Origin of the sequence: Agrobacterium sp. MA01 (assembly GCF_009650195.1) — a bacterium.
Classification (GTDB): Bacteria; Pseudomonadota; Alphaproteobacteria; order Rhizobiales; family Rhizobiaceae; genus Allorhizobium.
Map to the genome: position 1 here is coordinate 168,266 of NZ_CP045854.1, position 16,582 is coordinate 184,847.

Sequence of the window (16,582 nt, forward strand, 5' to 3'; positions counted from 1 at the left end):
CATGAACGGCGCGGCGCAAACGCGATTGGTCGGTCCTGTCGTGCGCCTTCAAGGGGTGAGCCTCGCCTATGGCAAGACGCTGGCGCTGAATGACGTCTCGCTGGATGTGCCGGCGGGCCGGATGGTCGGCTTGATCGGCCCTGATGGTGTCGGCAAGTCGAGCCTGTTGTCGCTCGTCTCTGGTGCCCGCCAGATCCAGACCGGTCGGGTCGAGGTCTTCGGCGGCGATATGGCCCGAGCCTCACACCGGAGCAAATCCTGCCCGCGCATCGCCTATATGCCACAAGGCCTGGGCAAGAACCTCTATCCGACACTTTCGGTCTACGAGAATGTCGAGTTCTTCGGCCGCCTGTTCGGCCAGGATCGGCGCGAGCGCGAGCGGCGCATCGCCGGGCTCTTGCACGCCACAGGGCTGACGCCTTTCGCGGACCGTCCCGCGGGCAAGCTGTCGGGCGGTATGAAGCAGAAGCTCGGCCTCTGCTGTGCCCTTATCCACGATCCCGATCTTCTGATCCTCGACGAACCGACCACCGGCGTCGACCCGTTGTCGCGCCGGCAGTTCTGGGAACTGATCGACGGCATCAGGGCCGAGCGGCCTGGCATGAGTGTCATTGTGGCGACCGCCTATATGGAGGAGGCCGAGCGCTTCGACTGGCTGGTCGCCATGGACGACGGGCGCATACTGGACACGGGGACACCGGGCGAGTTGCGTGAGAGAACGGCAACCGCGACACTCGATGCTGCCTTCGTCGCCTTGCTGCCCGAAGAGAAACGTGGCCGAAACGAACCGCTGCGGATTGCGAGACGTCCAGGGACGGATGTTGGCGACATCGCGATCCGTGCAGAGCATCTGACCATGCGCTTCGGTGATTTCACCGCCGTTGACGGTGTCAGTTTCGAGATTCCGCGCGGCGAGATCTTCGGTTTTCTCGGCTCGAACGGCTGCGGCAAGACGACGACGATGAAGATGCTGACGGGGCTGCTGGCCGCGACCGAGGGCAGGGCGGAAGTCTTCGGCCATCCCGTCGATCCAAAGGACATCGCGATCCGTCGCCGCGTTGGCTACATGAGCCAGGCCTTCTCGCTCTACGGCGAACTGACGCTTCGGCAGAACCTCGAATTGCATGGCCGTCTCTTCGGTATGCCCAATGCCGAAATCGGGCCACGGCTGGAGGTACTGGCGGATCGATTTGGCTTTGTCGGAACGCTCGAAGAATTCCCCGACGCCCTGCCGCTCGGGATGCGCCAGCGTCTGTCGCTCGCCGTCGCCCTGATCCACCGTCCCGACATCCTGATCCTCGACGAACCCACGTCGGGTGTGGATCCCGTGGCGCGTGACGGCTTTTGGGCTTTGCTGGCCGACCTTTCCCGACGCGACAGCGTGACCATCTTCGTGTCGACCCATTTCATGAACGAGGCAGCACTTTGCGACAGGATCTCGCTGATGCATGCCGGCAAGGTCCTGGTCACCGATACGCCAGAGGCAATCGTTTCCGGCAGTGGGGCAGAAAACCTGGAGCAGGCCTTCATTCATCATCTGGAGCAGGCGATCGGCGAACAGGCAGTACCCACCTTTGGCGCCGGGGAGAGTGAAGAAGCCGTCGTTTCACCTCCCGCAAAAACAACAAAGGTGAAACGTCATCGCCCGCTCCTCGATCGCCGTCGGCTGCTCGCCTTCAGCCGCCGTGAAGCGCTCGAGCTCATCCGTGACCCCATTCGTGCGACGCTTGCCATGCTCGGCAGCCTCATTCTGATGTTCGTCATCGGCTATGGCATTAATCTCGATGTCGAGAACCTGACCTTCGCGGCTCTCGACCGCGACGACACGGTCTTGAGCCGGGAATACATCGCGGAGATCGCCGGTTCCCGATATTTTATCGAGCGGCCGCCGTTGATCGACTACCAGGAGCTCGATCGCCGCATGCGCGCCGGCGACATCAGCCTCGCGATCGAGATCCCGCCCGGCTTCGGCCGAGATCTGGCTCGTGGCAATCGCAATGTCGACGTGGGTGCCTGGATCGACGGAGCGATGCCGGCTCGGGCCGAAACCGTCTCGGGTTATGTCCAGGGCATGCATGCAAGCTGGCTCGCCCGCAAGGCCCGCGAACTTTACGGCGACAAAGCCACTCTGGCGCCTTTCGAGATCGAATTGCGCTATCGCTACAATCCGAATGTGGAGAGCCTGGTCTCGATGGTCCCGGCGGTCATCCCGCTCCTGCTGATGCTTATCCCCGCAATGTTGTCGGTGTTGAGCGTAGTGCGTGAAAAGGAACTCGGCTCGATCATCAACTTCTACGTCACGCCGGTGACGCGTCTCGAATTTCTGCTCGGCAAGCAACTGCCGTACATCGGTATCGCTTTCCTGAACTTCCTCACCCTGACCGCCTTCGCCGTCTTCGGCTTCCAGGTGCCGCTTACCGGAAGCTTTGCTGTTCTGGCACTGGGAGCCTTGCTCTATGTCTTTGCCGCCACGGCGCTCGGTCTGCTCTTGTCGAGCTTCATGAAAAGCCAGATCTCGGCGATCTTCGGCACCACGCTGATCACCATTATCCCGGCCGTCCAGTTTTCCGGCATGCTGTCGCCCGTCTCCGCTCTGCAAGGGGCAGGCGCCCTGATCGGGCAGATCTATCCGGCAAGCCATTTCGTCACGATCTCGCGCGGCGTCTTCTCCAAGGGGCTGACGTTTGCCGATCTGGAGCCACAATTGCTGGCGCTCGCAATCGTGGGTCCGCTCCTGCTGGTCGCAGGCACCTTCCTCCTCAAGAAGCAGGCGGTGTGACCCATGCGGCTGGCAAACATTCTTGAACTCGGCATCAAGGAACTGCGCGGCCTCGCTCGCGACCCGGCCCTGCTATTCCTGATCGTCTATGCCTTCACCCTGAACATCTACACCGCCGCAACCGCAGAGCCAGAGACGCTGAACAAGGCGGCGGTCGCGATTGTCGACGAGGATCGCTCACAGGTATCTGCCCGTATCGAAAGCGCGCTCTACCCGCCTTATTTCCTGCCCCCGCAGATGATCACACCGGCTGACATCGATCCGCGCATGAATGCCGGTCTCGACACCTTTGTGCTCGACATTCCGCCCGGCTTTCAGCGCGATCTTCTGGCCGGTCGCAGCCCGCAGATCCAGCTCAACGTTGACGCGACCCAGATGACCCAGGCCTTTTCCGGCGGCAGGTACATTCAAGAAATCGTCACGCGTGAAGTGACGGATTTCCTGAACCGGGGAGACGCGGCGGATCAGGTGAGCGTCGGCCTGACGCTCCGGGCGCGCTTCAATCCCGAGCTCGACAAGGGCTGGTTCGGATCGATCAACGAAGTCATTTCTGCCGTCACCATGCTGTCGATTATCCTGACCGGGGCGGCCCTGATCCGGGAGAGAGAGCACGGTACGATCGAACATCTCCTCGTCATGCCGGTCACGCCTGCGGAAATCATGCTGAGCAAGATCTGGTCGATGGGCCTGGTCGTGCTGCTGGCAACTATGTTTTCGCTCTTCGTCGTCGTGCAAGGTGCGCTAAACGTGCCCCTTCAGGGCTCCATGAGCCTTTTCCTCATCGGGGCGGCGCTACAACTTGTTGCCGCGACATCCATGGGCATCTTCCTCGCCACGGTCGCCGGGTCGATGCCACAGTTCGGTTTGTTGCTGATGCTGGTTCTTCTGCCGCTGCAGATCCTGTCGGGCGGCATGACGCCCCGTGAAAGCATGCCCGAGGTGATCCAGTGGATCATGTCGGCGGCACCCAACACGCACTTCGTCATCATGGCCCAGGCGGTACTTTTCAGGGATGCCGGGCTCGACGTCGTCTGGCCTCAGATCCTGGCTCTGCTTGCCATCTCGGCCGTCTTCTTCGTCCTGTCCCTGCGCCGCTTCCGCGCCTTTCTGCGCTGAGACCAAGAAAAAGCCGGAGAGGCGGCTGCATCTCCGGCTTCTTCTAGCGGTTCCGAGCCTCAGGGCACGAGGCTCGTTGCCTTCGCTCTCAGGCTTCGAGATCGAAGCGATCGGCGTTCATGACCTTGACCCAGGCAGCGACGAAGTCCTTCACGAACTTCTCCTGGTTGTCGTCCTGAGCGTAAACTTCCGCATAGGCGCGCAGGACCGAGTTCGAACCGAAGACGAGATCGGCGCGCGTCGCGGTGAACTTTTTCTCACCGGTCTTGCGATCGCAGATGTCGTAGGAGTTCTTGCCGGTCGGCTTCCAGGTGAAACCCATGTCGGTCAGGTTGACGAAGAAGTCGTTCGTCAGCTGGCCTTCGCGGGTGGTGAACACGCCATGCTTGGTGCCGCCATAGTTGGTGCCGAGCACACGCAGACCGCCGAGCAGCACCGTCATTTCCGCACCCGTCAGGCCCATGAGCTGGGCGCGATCGAGCAGCATCTCTTCGGGGCTGACGATGTAGTCCTTCTTGGTCCAGTTGCGGAAACCGTCGGCGAGTGGCTCGAGCGGAGCGAAGCTTTCCGCATCCGTCTGCTCGATAGTGGCATCGCCACGACCAGCGGCAAACGGCACGGTCACGTCGTAACCAGCAGCCTTGGCAGCCGTTTCGATGCCGACATTGCCGGCCAGAACTATGACGTCGGCGACACTGGCGCCGAACTCGGCTGCGATCGGCTCCAGAACCGACAGGACCTTGCCGAGACGGGCCGGCTCGTTGCCTTCCCAGTCACGCTGCGGCGCCAGACGGATGCGCGCACCGTTCGCACCGCCACGCATGTCAGACTGACGATAGGTGCGGGCGCTGTCCCAGGCGGTGGCCACCAGTTCGGCCGTCGACAGACCCGAAGCGGCGATTTTCGCCTTCACGGCGCTGACGTCGTAGTTCTTGACGCCAGCCGGGACCGGATCCTGCCAGATCAGCTCTTCGGTCGGGGCTTCCGGACCGATGTAGCGAACCTTCGGACCGAGATCGCGGTGGGTCAGCTTGAACCAGGCGCGGGCAAAGGTGTCCTGGAAGTAGGCCGGATCCGCCACGAACTTTTCGCAGATGGCGCGGTAGACCGGGTCGACCTTCATGGCCATGTCGGCATCGGTCATCATCGGCATGCGGCGGATCGACGGGTCGGTAGCATCCACCGGCATATGCTCTTCCTTGATGCCGATCGGAGCCCACTGCTGGGCACCAGCGGGGCTGTGCGTCAGCTCCCAGTCATAGCCGAACAGCAGCTCGAAATAGCCCATGTCGAAGACCGTCGGGTTGGCGGTCCATGCGCCTTCGATGCCCGAGGTGACAGCCAGGCTCGCCTTACCGTTCTGGTTCGGGTTCATCCAGCCGAAGCCCTGGTTTTCGAGATCACCAGCTTCCGGCTCGACGCCGAGCGCCTGCGCGTCGCCATTGCCGTGTGCCTTGCCGACGGTGTGGCCACCAGCGGTCAGCGCTGCGGTCTCTTCGTCGTTCATTGCCATGCGGGCGAAGGTTTCACGCACCTGGGCGGCAGTCGCCATCGGATCAGGCTTGCCGTTCACGCCTTCCGGGTTCACGTAGATGAGACCCATCTGCACAGCGGCGAGCGGGTTTTCCATCGTGTTGGGCTTGGTCACGTCATCGTAGCGGCTGTCAGAGGGCGCAAGCCACTGCTTTTCCGCACCCCAGTAGACGTCCTTTTCCGGGCCCCAGATATCCGGGCGGCCGAAGGAGAAGCCGAAGGTCTTCAGACCCATGTCTTCGTAAGCGACGGTACCGGCAAAGAGGATCAGGTCGGCCCAGGAGATCTTGTTGCCGTACTTCTTCTTCAGCGGCCACAGAAGGCGGCGTGCCTTGTCGAGGCTGGCATTGTCAGGCCAGGAGTTGAGCGGCGCAAAACGGATATTGCCCGTGCCGCCGCCGCCGCGGCCGTCGGCCAGACGGTAGGAGCCGGCAGAGTGCCAGGCGAGACGTATCATCAGGCCGCCGTAGTGACCCCAGTCAGCTGGCCACCATTCCTGGCTGTCGCGCAGCAGGGCCTTCATGTCGGCCTTCAGCGCAGTAGCGTCGAGCTGCTTGACGGCTTCACGGTAATCGAAGCCTTTGCCCATCGGGTCGGTCTTGGTGTCGTGCTGGTGCAGGATGTCGAGGTTCAGCGCATTCGGCCACCAGGCCATGACGTTTGCGCCGCTTTCCGTGTTCGAACCATGCATGACCGGACATTTGCCGGTGCCTTTGTTGCTCAGGGTATCCATAAATTGCCTCCTTGAAGAACCCGCTTTCCCAGGATCGGATTGCTGACACTCTTGAAGAGCACGTCCGCATCACAACCCGATGAACTGGCGACAGGACATTGGAGCGTCCCGCCGGATCCGTCGTCCGCCTGGCTTCTTGGGAACCAGACCAGCTGTGCCACCCCCTTTAGGCGACACGCCGACATCATCTGGAATTGTTCTAGCAAAGCCTTTCGATTAATGTAAGTTGGAAATTGTGATCAGTTCCATAGGATTAGGTTATGATCAATTTCACACTCCGGCAGCTGCGCTATTTCGAGGCGCTGGCCCGTCATGGCCATTTCGGGCGCGCGGCCGAAGCCTGTTCGATTTCCCAGCCAGCCCTGTCGGTTCAGATCAAGGAGCTTGAGGAGACCCTCGGTGTGGAACTGTTTGAGCGCTCGGCCAGACAGCTGCGCCTTTCTGCGTTCGGAGAGGAATTCCTGCTGCGGGTGCGCGACATCCTGCGCTCCGTCGACGAACTGGGCGACCTCGCCCGTGCTCATCGCAAACATCTGGTTGGGCGCCTAAGGATCGGTGTCATCCCGACGGTCGCCCCCTATCTGTTGCCCGGCATGATATCAGCGCTCACCCGCGAAAACCCCGATCTCGATATCCATGTCCGCGAAACCGTGACCCCGAAGCTCCTGCAGGAACTGGCAGAGGGCCGCCTGGACACGGCGATCGTCGCCTTGCCGGTCTCGGAGCCATCGCTGACCGAGATGCCGCTCTTCGAGGAAAACTTCGTGCTCGTCCGCCCGAAGGAAGATGCCGGCAAGCCGGTGCCGAACAGGGAAATGCTGCGCGAGATGCGCCTGCTTCTGCTGGAGGAGGGGCATTGTTTCCGCGAGCAGGCCCTCTCTTTTTGCGACATGGGGGCGGTGCGTCCACGCGAGATTCTCGACGGGAGTTCGCTCTCCACGCTTGTCCAAATGGTCGGCGCCGGGATCGGTGTGACGCTCATTCCCGAGATTGCTATGCCGGTCGAAACCCGCTCCGCCGACGTCTCCATCGCCCGCTTTGAGGACCCCCAGCCGTCACGGAGGATCGGCATGATCTGGCGAAAGACGAGCCCCATCGCCAGACAGCTGACGGAAGTGGCCGAACTGGTGCGCCGGGCGGCCGGGGACCTGCAGCTCCGATTCGCCACCCAGTCTTTCTGACGGGCGCGAAACCTTCCATCGCTCGAGGCGTTCGACATGGGAAGGGAGCGGACGATGTGGATCTGGCTGAAGGAGAATCACGGCATCATATCGGCTCTTTCGAGCTTCGCGATGCTGGGCGTCTGGATGCTCTATCTGCAGCTTTTCTATTCGAGCTATCGGCACCAGATCCGGCCCAAGATCCTGATCACCCGGGGAGGCGGCGATACGATTGCCGCGCGTTGCATCATCACCAACATGAGCCCCGAAATCATTTTCGTCCAGGCGGTCTTCCTGCGTTTGTCCTTTGCCGATCGGGAGCAACTCTATTCCCTGAGCGAGGCAGATCGCGCCGGCTTTTCGCCGCCAGACAGGCGTAGTGAACTGGTTCAGGGCCCCTTGCGCAGCGGCGATTTTCTGGAGCTCGGCTCTTTCGAGGAATTGCTGACGACCGTGCTCGGCAAGGAAAACGCTCTGCACCAACTGGCTGAGGCTCACACGCTCACGGTCGTCACGGTTGGCAGCTACACGTGGCACGATCGCCTTGCCGCAGCGGAAAGATCGTTCAGGCTACGTCGCAATGAAGTGCAACAGACCATCCTCATTCCCACGCGAATGACTTCCAGGCAGATTCGCTCCAAAACCGAAAAGCGGGCAGTAGCCCGTATGGTCGAAAAGCACGCGGGCCTAGGTTGAGTGCACCCGTCAATCGACTGGTAGCGCAACAACCATCAACGTCAGGTGAATCAGAATATGCGAGTGAAAATGGTGCTGCTAGAGAGATTTGAACTCTCGGCCTCTCCCTTACCAAGGGAGTGCTCTACCCCTGAGCTATAGCAGCATCTGGCGGGCGACGCGTTTGGTCGGCCCGGAACGAGGCGCCTATTGCCATAGAGTTTCGGGCAGCGCAAGCCGTAAAGCGTTTGTGTAGCCAAGTTTTGTGACGGGGGCGGAAGGCACTTTGCGATTTTTATCCAATCGGATATCACCCGCTCATGACAAATGACCCGGAAAACAAGGGCGAAGCGGACGAAGGCCGGCCCGAAGCCGCGCCGCTCGCCGATCGTGGAAAACGTGCGCTCTCCGACGCCGAACAGCGGCGGCGTGAGCGCGCGGCGGCGAAACTCAGGGAAAATCTCGCCCGTCGCAAGCAGCAGTCTCGGGCACGGCGAGCCGGTGAGGCTGAAGACGGCGTGGGTCTGCCGGCCGCGCAGGCTGCTTCGGTGGAGCCCGCGGCGGAGGGCGAGGGCGGTGATCGGGATATGGGCAATGCCAATCCTGTCGCAAATTCGCCCAAACCCGGTGATTAACCGAGCGTTGCGGCTTCAATTGAACCGCTCGTTGTTTTCGTCTAAAGAGCCAGCCTCGCCGGATTGGCTTCCCCTCACACGTTCTCAAGGAAAGGCGGGCATCTCTCGCCCGTATCGCAGGCTCTTATGGATCGCATCAGGATTGTTGGTGGCAATGCGTTGAACGGGATCATCCCGATCTCGGGCGCCAAGAACGCAGCGCTTCCCCTGATGATCGCCTCGCTTTTGACGTCTGATACGCTGACGCTCGAAAACGTGCCGCATCTGGCAGACGTCGAAGGCCTGATCCGCATTCTCGGCAATCACGGCGTCGATATCGCCGTCAATGGTCGCCGCGAACATCAGGACGGTTCCTATTCGCGCACGGTGCATTTCACCTGCCGCACAGTGGCGGATACCACCGCACCTTACGAGCTTGTCTCGAAGATGCGCGCCAGCTTCTGGGTCATCGGTCCGTTGCTTGCCCGCGAAGGCCAGGCCCGCGTTTCGCTGCCCGGCGGTTGCGCCATCGGCACGCGTCCGGTCGATCTCTTCATCGAGGGCCTGACAGCGCTCGGCGCCGAGATGGAGATCGACGGCGGCTACATCAACGCCAAGGCACCGAAGGGCGGCCTGATCGGCGCCCGCTACACCTTCCCGAAGGTCTCGGTCGGCGCGACCCATGTCATGCTGATGGCCGCTTCGCTCGCTCGCGGCACGACCGTGATCGGCAACGCCGCTCGCGAGCCTGAGGTCGTCGATCTCGCCAACTGCCTGAATGCTATGGGTGCGAAGATTTCAGGCGCCGGCACCTCCACCATCACGATCGAGGGCGTCACCAGCCTTTCCGGCGCGCGTCACCGTGTCCTGCCGGACCGCATCGAGACCGGCACCTATGCCATGGCCGTTGCCATGACCGGCGGTGATGTAACGCTGTCGGGCACCGACATCACGCTCCTCGACACGGCCATCGAGGCAATCCGCCGCGCCGGTGCCGAAGTGTCGGCCGTCGAGGGCGGCATCCGTGTTATCGGCCATGGCGATCAAATCCGCCCGGTCGATATCGTCACCGAACCTTTCCCGGGCTTCCCGACCGACCTGCAGGCGCAGTTCATGGGCCTGATGACCCGCGCGAATGGCGTCTCGCATGTCACCGAGACGATCTTCGAAAACCGCTTCATGCATGTGCAGGAACTGGCCCGCCTCGGCGCGAAGATCACGCTGTCGGGCCAGACAGCCCGCATCGAAGGCGTTACCCGCCTGCGTGGCGCACCTGTCATGGCGACCGATCTGCGCGCCTCGGTGTCGCTGGTCATTGCCGGCCTGGCCGCCGAAGGCGAGACCATGGTCAGCCGCGTCTATCATCTCGACCGCGGTTTCGAGCGTCTGGAAGAAAAGCTCACCCGCTGCGGTGCCATTGTTGAGCGCATCACCGACTGAGCCCTCGGCTCGGGCGCACTCTTTCACAGCGATGCGGGGCGAAAAGTCTTTTTGCCCCGTTGCCACTGGACAAGCCGCAACCTATGTCCAAAACATGAATTCGACGGGCACCGCCGAGAGGCGATACTGTGAGGTGACATGACGGACCTGAAGCTGCTGGCGCTCGATGCCGATGATCTCGCGATCATCTCGGCCCACATGCAGGACGCCGTGTTCAAGGTCGGTGACCTGAGCTTTTCGGCCCGCTCGGGCCTGTTTTCGCTCGCCGCCAACCGCTTCGTCTGGGAAAAGGCGGCACGCGCAACCAAGAGCTTCGAGCGCCGTCGTGCGGCCTTGAGCTTCAAGCGCGTCGAGGCGGTTCGCTCGATCGGTTTCGACCGAGGCAAGGCCGAGGAAGTCATGAGCCTGCTCGCGATCCGTTACGTGCCCAAGGGCGACGGTCCCGATGGCGTCGTCGAGCTCGTCTTGGCAGGCGGTGGTATGGTTGCCCTCGAAGTGGAATGCATCGAGGCCCAGCTTGCCGATATCGGCGGTGCCTGGGAAACGACGGCTCGGCCGGAACACGAGGCCGGCTGAGACGGCTGGATCGCGGGGCTTGCTCACGAGGCCGGCTGATGAGGCCGAGTGGCGGGCAATCGTCGCGGCTTGATTGAATTGAGAATGCTTGAGAGGGAAATACGGGGCGTGGCAATCTGGCTGGATCAGGCATCGGGAGATTTCGAGGCGCGTTTTGCGGCCTTCCTGACGACCAAGCGTGAAGTTTCCGACGACGTCAACGATGTCGTGCGCAAGATCATCGACGATGTGCGCGCGCGTGGCGATGCGGCACTCGCCGACTATTCCAAACGCTTCGATGGCGTGGATTTTTCATCCGTTTCCATGCGGGTGACGGATGAAGAGATTGCAGCAGCACTCGCCTCGACTGCGCCTGAGCTGATCGACGCCCTGAAGCTCGCCGCGGAGCGCATCGAGCGTCACCATGCCCGGCAGATGCCGAAGGACGACATTTACGAGGATGCGATCGGGGTCGGACTCGGATCGCGCTGGACGGCGATCGATGCCGTCGGCCTTTACGTGCCTGGCGGCACGGCGAGCTATCCGAGCTCGGTGTTGATGAATGCGCTGCCGGCCAAGGTGGCAGGCGTTCCGCGCGTTGTCATGGTCGTGCCGGCAACGGGCGGGACCATCAACCCGACGGTGCTGGCAGCCGCGAGCATTGCCGGTGTCACCGAGATCTATCGCATTGGCGGCGCCCAGGCCGTGGCAGCCCTTGCCTATGGCACAGAGACGATCGCGCCGGTTGCCAAGATCGTCGGCCCGGGCAATGCCTATGTCGCAGCAGCCAAGCGCCACGTCTTCGGCACCGTCGGCATCGACATGATCGCCGGTCCCTCCGAAGTCCTCATCATCGCCGACAAAGACAATGACCCGGATTGGCTGGCGGCCGACCTTCTCGCCCAGGCCGAGCACGATCCGGGCGCCCAGTCCATCGTCATCACCGACAATCGCGCACTCGGCGAGGCGGTGGAAGCGGCTGTTGAACGGCAGCTGAAATCCCTGCCGCGCGCCGAGACGGCCTCGGCCAGCTGGCGTGATTTCGGCGCGATCATCATGGTCGAGACGCTTGAGGATTCGATACCTCTGGCCAACCGCATCGCAGCCGAGCATCTGGAACTCGCCGTCGACGATCCGGAGCCGCTGATCGAAGGCATCCGAAATGCCGGTGCGATCTTCGTCGGTCGCCATACGCCGGAAGTGATCGGCGACTATGTCGGCGGTTCGAACCACGTTCTGCCGACGGCGCGATCCGCACGCTTCTCCTCTGGGCTGGGGGTGCTGGACTATGTCAAGCGCACCTCGATCCTGCGGCTCGGGCCGGAGCAGTTGCGCAAGCTTGCGCCGGCTGCGATTGCGCTGGCGAAATCGGAAGGGCTCGAAGCCCATGCCCGCTCCGTCGCCATCCGCCTCAATCTCGGGGACTAGCACATGGCGGCGGGCGACTTCCGGCTCTCAGATGTCGTGCTGGACGAGACCATCGGGCGCTCGACCCCTGATGTCGAGCATGAGCGGGCCGTTGCCATCTTCGACCTGATCGAGGAAAACTCGTTCGAGCCCGCCGGCCATCCTGGCGGTCCCTATCACCTCTTTCTGTCACTGATGGATCGCAAGCTCGTCTTCTCTATCAAGACGGAGGCCGGCGAGGATGTCGCCGTGCACATCCTGTCGCTGACGCCCTTGCAGCGGATTATCAAGGACTACTTCATGATTTGCGAAAGCTATTACGAGGCGATCCGCTCCTCGACGCCGTCGCAGATCGAAGCTATCGACATGGGCCGCCGTGGCATCCACAATGATGGCTCCCAGACGCTGATGGACAGGCTCTCCGGCAAGATCAAGATCGACTTCGATACTGCCCGGCGTCTCTTCACCCTGGTCTGCGTGCTCTATTGGCGGGGCTAGGCTCGATGAGCGAGGGCGCAGACGACAGCCGCCGTCCGTCGCGGCCCGGCGCTGTCCTCTTCATGTGCGGCCAAAACGTCATCCGCAGCCCCATGGCCGAGGCGATTGCAAGACAGGCCCTGCCGTCCGGCACCTGGGTTGCCTCTGCGGGCGTCAAGAAGGGCGAGCGCGATCCCTTCGTCGATGTCGTGCTCGATGAAATCGGCCTGTCGCTCGGCCGCCGCCAGCCCCAGACGCTGGAGGATCTGGAAGACGACTACTTCGACCTCGTGATCACTCTCACGCCGGAAGCCCATCACGCAGCCCTCGAATTGACGCGGTCTTCCGCGGTCGAGGTTGAATATTGGCCGATGCCGGATCCGACCGTCGAAACCGGCAGTCGCGAACAGCGGCTCACCGCCTATCGAGACGTGCGGGATCGCCTGACGAAGCTGATCCGGGACAGGCTGGTTCTGGCCCCGGATTAGCGCCGGTTTTGCCCCTCTTGAAACAAAATCCAAAAGCCGAATCTACAAGGTTCACAAATGCCGGGCGATTGTGTAGTTTCCGCCCACATTTTCAGGGGCCCCTCGTGCGCCCCTCCTAAAACCCCAGGAAAGACAACCACTCTATGGCTAAAGAAGAAGTCCTCGAATTCCCAGGCGTCGTCACCGAATTGCTGCCGAACGCCACCTTCCGCGTAAAGCTTGAAAACGAACACGAAATCATCGCCCATACCGCGGGCCGCATGCGCAAGAACCGTATCCGCGTTCTCGCCGGCGACAAGGTCCTGGTCGAAATGACCCCCTACGACCTGACCAAGGGCCGTATCACCTACCGCTTCAAGTAAACCTTGGGCCAAGACCTTAAGGCTTGAGGAGCGCGTTCGGATGGAATTGAGACAGAAGCTGATTTTGGCCTCCGGGTCGCCGCGCCGCGTGGATCTCCTCAAGCAGGCAGGTATCGATCCCGCACGCCTGATGCCGATGGATCTCGATGAGACTCCGAAGAAGTCGGAGCATCCGCGCTCGCTCGCTCGCCGCCTGTCGGCAGACAAGGCGAGGGCGGCTCATCTGCAGGTGCGCAAGGATCTGACCTGGGGCGATAGCTACATTCTTGCTGCCGACACCGTGGTCGCGGTCGGGCGCCGCATCCTGCCCAAGGCTGAACTGATGCAGGAGGCCTCCTCGGCCCTGCATCTTCTGTCGGGCCGCAGCCACTGGGTCTTCACTGGGGTCTGCCTGATCGCCCCTGATGGCAAGCTGCGCCAGAAGATCGTCGAGACCAAGGTCCGCTTCAAGCGCCTCTCCGGCTACGACATCGAATGCTACCTCGCGTCAGGCGAATGGCGTGGCAAGGCCGGCGCCTATGCCATCCAGGGCATTGCCGGCAGTTTCGTCCAGAAGATCGTCGGATCCTACACCAACGTTGTCGGCCTGCCGCTCTTCGAGACGCTGCAGATGCTCTCGGGCGAGGGCTATGACGTGCATACGGGCTGGACGGAGGGCTGACCATGGCGGACGGAGACGGACAGCGGACCGCCAAGGTCGAGCCGCTGCGCAAGACGCGGCCATGCCCCGAATGCAGCCGTCCCTCGACGCGGGACAATTACCCGTTCTGCTCCGATCGCTGCCGAAATCTCGACCTCTCGCGCTGGCTGAAGGGCTCCTACGCCATCCCGGTTGCCGACGACGAGTCCAAGGCGGACGACGACTACCGCGACTGATCGCTCGCTGGCCGTAAAGCCTGTTCGCGACCTCCCCCGATCCCCTTGTTCTCGTTCACCTTTCAGCGATTTTCACATCTTCTTCAAAAAAGTGGTCGAAGCCGCTGGACATGGCCGAACAAGATGTTATAACCCCGCTCGCTCCCGGGGAAACGCCCCGGCGGTCTTGAAATAAAGACCGGCAGGCTTTGCAAACAAGCCGAGATGCCCGGATAGCTCAGTTGGTAGAGCAGCGGATTGAAAATCCGCGTGTCGGTGGTTCAAATCCGCCTCCGGGCACCATTCCCCGAACTTCCTATATTTATCGTGTCACCCATCCACTTGGATATTGCGCAAGGCGTTTGCTTTGGTGTCCTTAAAAGTTCGGGCGTTATATCTGCATCTTAGGTCTTTCTTCACGGTGATCGGCGCTTCTTATTCCCGCACGCAGTGGTTCTGCTGCGCAGCGGGACCGTGCCCGACATTTTCACACGCTATCCTCTCATCTGATTGACCGCTGAGGAGTTTTGATTTACGACTAACGAAAGTCAAAAATCGTCAGACGTAAATCATCATGACCCCAAGCGCAGTCCAGGCCACCGAAACAGCCGATATGGCCACCCGCATCCTCGAGGCGGCGGAGCGGCAGTTTCGACACTATGGCTATAGCAAGACGACGGTCGCCGATGTGGCGAAGGAACTCGGCATGTCGCCTGCCAACATCTACAGGTTTTTCGGCTCGAAGAGCGAGTTGCTGGAGGGCGTCTGCGCCCGCCTCTTGCACCAGAGCCTGTCAATCGCCCAGTCCATCGCCGCCCTTCCGGTCAGCGCGGAGGAAAGGCTGCGCCGCTATTCCATGACGCTTTTCGAGTTCACCGTGGCCACCATGCTCGATGAGCGCAAGGTGCATGACATGGTCGTGGCCGCAATCGAGCAGAGCTGGGGCGTCATTGATCAGCATATCGACGAAATCCAGGCCATCCTGACAGACATCATTGCCGAAGGCATGGAAAAGGGAGAGTTCGCCAAGGGCGATCCGGCCCATGCGGCGCGCTGTTTCGGCGCGGCGACCTCGCCATTGCACCATCCCCAGATGGTCGCCCAGTGTATTGGCAAGACCAATCGCGCTAGTCCGGAAGATCTGACCGAATTTGCCATCCGAGCCCTCAAAGTCTGAGACCCCCGCCGGGGAGGAACCACTATGTCCGCCAGCGCCCGCCTGTCCCTGACTGCATTGTCCCTTTTCGCCGCCTTCGGGCTCGCAGCCTGCACGGAAGGCGGGGCAGAAACTGTGGAGCAGCCGAGCCTTCGCCCCGTGAAGGTGATCGAAGTCGAGGCGCCGTCGACCGCGCGTGAATTGCGTTATTCCGGAACGGTAAAGGCCCGCAGTGAGGCCGCCACCGGTTTCCGCGTGGCCGGCAAGATCATCGAGCGCCCGGTCGATATTGGGGATCGTGTGATGCCGGGTGATGTTCTGGCGCGCCTCGATGTGACGGATTACCAGTTGCAGATGCGCAGTGCCGAGGCGAGCCTCGCCGCCGCCGACCGCCAGCTGGAAACGGCGGACTTCGCCCTGAAACGTGCAGATGCCCTCTACCGCCAGCAGGTGACGACCAAGGCGCAGCTTGAGCAGGCGCAACTCACCTACAATCAGGCCCTCGCCACGCGCGACAGCCAGCGTTCCTCGCTTGAGCAGGCGAGAAACCAGGTCGCCTATGGCGAGTTGAAGGCGGACAAGCCGGGCATTGTCACCGCCATCAGCGCGGACGCCGGCCAGGTTGTGGCGGCAGGCAGCCCTGTTGTCACGGTCGCCGCCGACGGGGAGAAGGAAGCACTCATCGCAGTGCCGGAAAACGAGATCTTTGCATTCGCCCCCGGCAAGGAGGTCGAAGTCGGCTTCTGGTCGAAGGATGGCCTTGCCCTCAAAGGCACCGTCCGCGAAGTTGCGGGCAGCGCGGATGCAACGTCGCGAACCTTTGCCGTGCGCATCACGCTTCCCGACAATCCGCAGATCCTGCTTGGCATGACCGCGCGTGTGACGGCGCTGGCACCATCGGACAAGAGCCTGTTCGAACTGCCACTTTCCGCCCTTGCTCAGGATGCCGCCAAGCAGCCGAAAGTCTGGACCGTCGATCGGACCGACGCCACGGTCCATGCGCGATCGGTCACGATCGACACGTTTTCCGATACGGGTATCCAGGTCTCTGCAGGCTTGAAGCCCGGTGATCTCGTGGTCGTGGCAGGCACGCAGTTCATGGCGGAAGACATGAAAGTTCGGCTGGCCAACGAGAACCTCTCGCGCTCGGCCGAGGCTGGTCCGACAACCGCCACCGTCACGCCCGACGCCGCAACCCGGTAAGCCCAGCGCGCCCCCTACCTTCGGGACAT

At 62.0% G+C, this 16,582-nt stretch carries 16 protein-coding genes and 2 tRNA genes; 16 read left to right on the plus strand and 2 right to left on the minus strand.

All coding sequences use genetic code 11. The annotated features are described in order from the left end of the window. Position 1 precedes the first annotated feature (1 nt). Together rbbA and GH983_RS00785 are read left to right on the plus strand one after the other, a co-directional pair. A complete protein-coding gene (gene rbbA / locus GH983_RS00780; RefSeq protein WP_153761368.1) occupies positions 2–2,779 on the plus strand; it encodes a ribosome-associated ATPase/putative transporter RbbA in 2,778 nt (925 codons plus the stop codon). A gap of 3 nt (positions 2,780–2,782) precedes the next feature. Beyond that, positions 2,783–3,895 carry an ABC transporter permease gene (locus GH983_RS00785; RefSeq protein WP_153761369.1) on the plus strand — a complete coding sequence of 371 codons (1,113 nt, stop codon included), beginning with the start codon at positions 2,783–2,785 and terminating at the stop codon, positions 3,893–3,895. A gap of 88 nt (positions 3,896–3,983) precedes the next feature. Here the strand turns inward: GH983_RS00785 and katG are convergent, their stop codons facing one another. Continuing rightward, positions 3,984–6,161 (minus strand): catalase/peroxidase HPI, encoded by a 2,178-nt coding sequence (katG, locus tag GH983_RS00790; protein ID WP_153761370.1) that lies wholly within the window; start codon positions 6,159–6,161, stop codon positions 3,984–3,986. Between the two features lie 260 nt (positions 6,162–6,421). On the opposite strand from katG, the gene GH983_RS00795 reads away from it, so the two are divergent. Then, positions 6,422–7,342 (plus strand): hydrogen peroxide-inducible genes activator, encoded by a 921-nt coding sequence (locus GH983_RS00795; protein WP_054149041.1) that lies wholly within the window; start codon positions 6,422–6,424, stop codon positions 7,340–7,342. Positions 7,343–7,453: 111 nt separating this feature from the next. After that, entirely contained in the window at positions 7,454–8,017 is a 564-nt protein-coding gene (locus tag GH983_RS00800; RefSeq protein ID WP_153761371.1) for a hypothetical protein, read from the plus strand. A gap of 70 nt (positions 8,018–8,087) precedes the next feature. Here the strand turns inward: GH983_RS00800 and GH983_RS00805 are convergent. Then, a tRNA-Thr gene (locus GH983_RS00805) sits at positions 8,088–8,162 on the minus strand. 154 nt (positions 8,163–8,316) lie between these two features. Between GH983_RS00805 and GH983_RS00810 the strand changes: the two genes are divergently transcribed. From GH983_RS00810 to GH983_RS00865, 12 genes are all read left to right on the plus strand, one after another. Further along, positions 8,317–8,631: a hypothetical protein gene (locus GH983_RS00810; RefSeq protein ID WP_069042374.1), complete on the plus strand. Its 315-nt coding sequence runs from the start codon at positions 8,317–8,319 to the stop codon at positions 8,629–8,631. A gap of 126 nt (positions 8,632–8,757) precedes the next feature. Continuing rightward, positions 8,758–10,050, plus strand: a complete 1,293-nt coding sequence (murA, locus tag GH983_RS00815; protein ID WP_153761372.1) for a UDP-N-acetylglucosamine 1-carboxyvinyltransferase — start codon at positions 8,758–8,760, stop codon at positions 10,048–10,050. Positions 10,051–10,188: 138 nt separating this feature from the next. Further along, positions 10,189–10,626: a DUF2948 family protein gene (locus GH983_RS00820; protein ID WP_054149038.1), complete on the plus strand. Its 438-nt coding sequence runs from the start codon at positions 10,189–10,191 to the stop codon at positions 10,624–10,626. Between the two features lie 108 nt (positions 10,627–10,734). Continuing rightward, entirely contained in the window at positions 10,735–12,033 is a 1,299-nt protein-coding gene (gene hisD, locus GH983_RS00825) for a histidinol dehydrogenase (RefSeq protein ID WP_153761373.1), read from the plus strand. Positions 12,034–12,036: 3 nt separating this feature from the next. Beyond that, positions 12,037–12,510 (plus strand): UPF0262 family protein, encoded by a 474-nt coding sequence (locus tag GH983_RS00830; RefSeq protein WP_054149036.1) that lies wholly within the window; start codon positions 12,037–12,039, stop codon positions 12,508–12,510. A 5-nt stretch (positions 12,511–12,515) separates the two neighbouring features. Further along, positions 12,516–12,977 carry a low molecular weight phosphatase family protein gene (locus GH983_RS00835; protein WP_069042370.1) on the plus strand — a complete coding sequence of 154 codons (462 nt, stop codon included), beginning with the start codon at positions 12,516–12,518 and terminating at the stop codon, positions 12,975–12,977. Between the two features lie 143 nt (positions 12,978–13,120). Continuing rightward, the gene (gene infA / locus GH983_RS00840) at positions 13,121–13,339 is read left to right on the plus strand and encodes a translation initiation factor IF-1 (RefSeq protein WP_004435948.1); all 219 of its coding nucleotides are present in this window, start codon (positions 13,121–13,123) and stop codon (positions 13,337–13,339) included. Between the two features lie 40 nt (positions 13,340–13,379). Further along, on the plus strand, positions 13,380–14,000 hold the full coding sequence (locus tag GH983_RS00845) for a Maf-like protein (protein ID WP_054149034.1): 621 nt from the start codon (positions 13,380–13,382) through the stop codon (positions 13,998–14,000). Positions 14,001–14,002: 2 nt separating this feature from the next. After that, positions 14,003–14,215, plus strand: coding sequence for a DNA gyrase inhibitor YacG (gene yacG / locus GH983_RS00850; RefSeq protein ID WP_153761374.1), 213 nt, complete (start codon positions 14,003–14,005; stop codon positions 14,213–14,215). A 206-nt stretch (positions 14,216–14,421) separates the two neighbouring features. Then, a tRNA-Phe gene (locus tag GH983_RS00855) sits at positions 14,422–14,497 on the plus strand. Between the two features lie 271 nt (positions 14,498–14,768). After that, complete coding sequence (locus GH983_RS00860) at positions 14,769–15,371, plus strand: TetR family transcriptional regulator (protein WP_194842767.1); 603 nt, start codon at positions 14,769–14,771, stop codon at positions 15,369–15,371. Positions 15,372–15,395: 24 nt separating this feature from the next. After that, a complete protein-coding gene (locus GH983_RS00865; protein ID WP_054149031.1) occupies positions 15,396–16,553 on the plus strand; it encodes an efflux RND transporter periplasmic adaptor subunit in 1,158 nt (385 codons plus the stop codon). Positions 16,554–16,582: the final 29 nt, after the last annotated feature.

Coding starts and splice junctions, on each gene's coding strand:
- GH983_RS00830 (WP_054149036.1), top strand. CDS start 12,037: ATGGCGGCGGGCGACTTCCGGCTCTCAGATGTCGTGCTGGACGAGACC.
- infA (WP_004435948.1), top strand. CDS start 13,121: ATGGCTAAAGAAGAAGTCCTCGAATTCCCAGGCGTCGTCACCGAATTG.
- GH983_RS00865 (WP_054149031.1), top strand. CDS start 15,396: ATGTCCGCCAGCGCCCGCCTGTCCCTGACTGCATTGTCCCTTTTCGCC.
- rbbA (WP_153761368.1), top strand. CDS start 2: ATGAACGGCGCGGCGCAAACGCGATTGGTCGGTCCTGTCGTGCGCCTT.
- GH983_RS00810 (WP_069042374.1), top strand. CDS start 8,317: ATGACAAATGACCCGGAAAACAAGGGCGAAGCGGACGAAGGCCGGCCC.
- GH983_RS00795 (WP_054149041.1), top strand. CDS start 6,422: ATGATCAATTTCACACTCCGGCAGCTGCGCTATTTCGAGGCGCTGGCC.
- murA (WP_153761372.1), top strand. CDS start 8,758: ATGGATCGCATCAGGATTGTTGGTGGCAATGCGTTGAACGGGATCATC.
- yacG (WP_153761374.1), top strand. CDS start 14,003: ATGGCGGACGGAGACGGACAGCGGACCGCCAAGGTCGAGCCGCTGCGC.
- GH983_RS00800 (WP_153761371.1), top strand. CDS start 7,454: ATGCTGGGCGTCTGGATGCTCTATCTGCAGCTTTTCTATTCGAGCTAT.
- GH983_RS00860 (WP_194842767.1), top strand. CDS start 14,769: ATGACCCCAAGCGCAGTCCAGGCCACCGAAACAGCCGATATGGCCACC.
- GH983_RS00835 (WP_069042370.1), top strand. CDS start 12,516: ATGAGCGAGGGCGCAGACGACAGCCGCCGTCCGTCGCGGCCCGGCGCT.
- GH983_RS00845 (WP_054149034.1), top strand. CDS start 13,380: ATGGAATTGAGACAGAAGCTGATTTTGGCCTCCGGGTCGCCGCGCCGC.
- GH983_RS00785 (WP_153761369.1), top strand. CDS start 2,783: ATGCGGCTGGCAAACATTCTTGAACTCGGCATCAAGGAACTGCGCGGC.
- katG (WP_153761370.1), bottom strand. CDS start 6,161: ATGGATACCCTGAGCAACAAAGGCACCGGCAAATGTCCGGTCATGCAT.
- GH983_RS00820 (WP_054149038.1), top strand. CDS start 10,189: ATGACGGACCTGAAGCTGCTGGCGCTCGATGCCGATGATCTCGCGATC.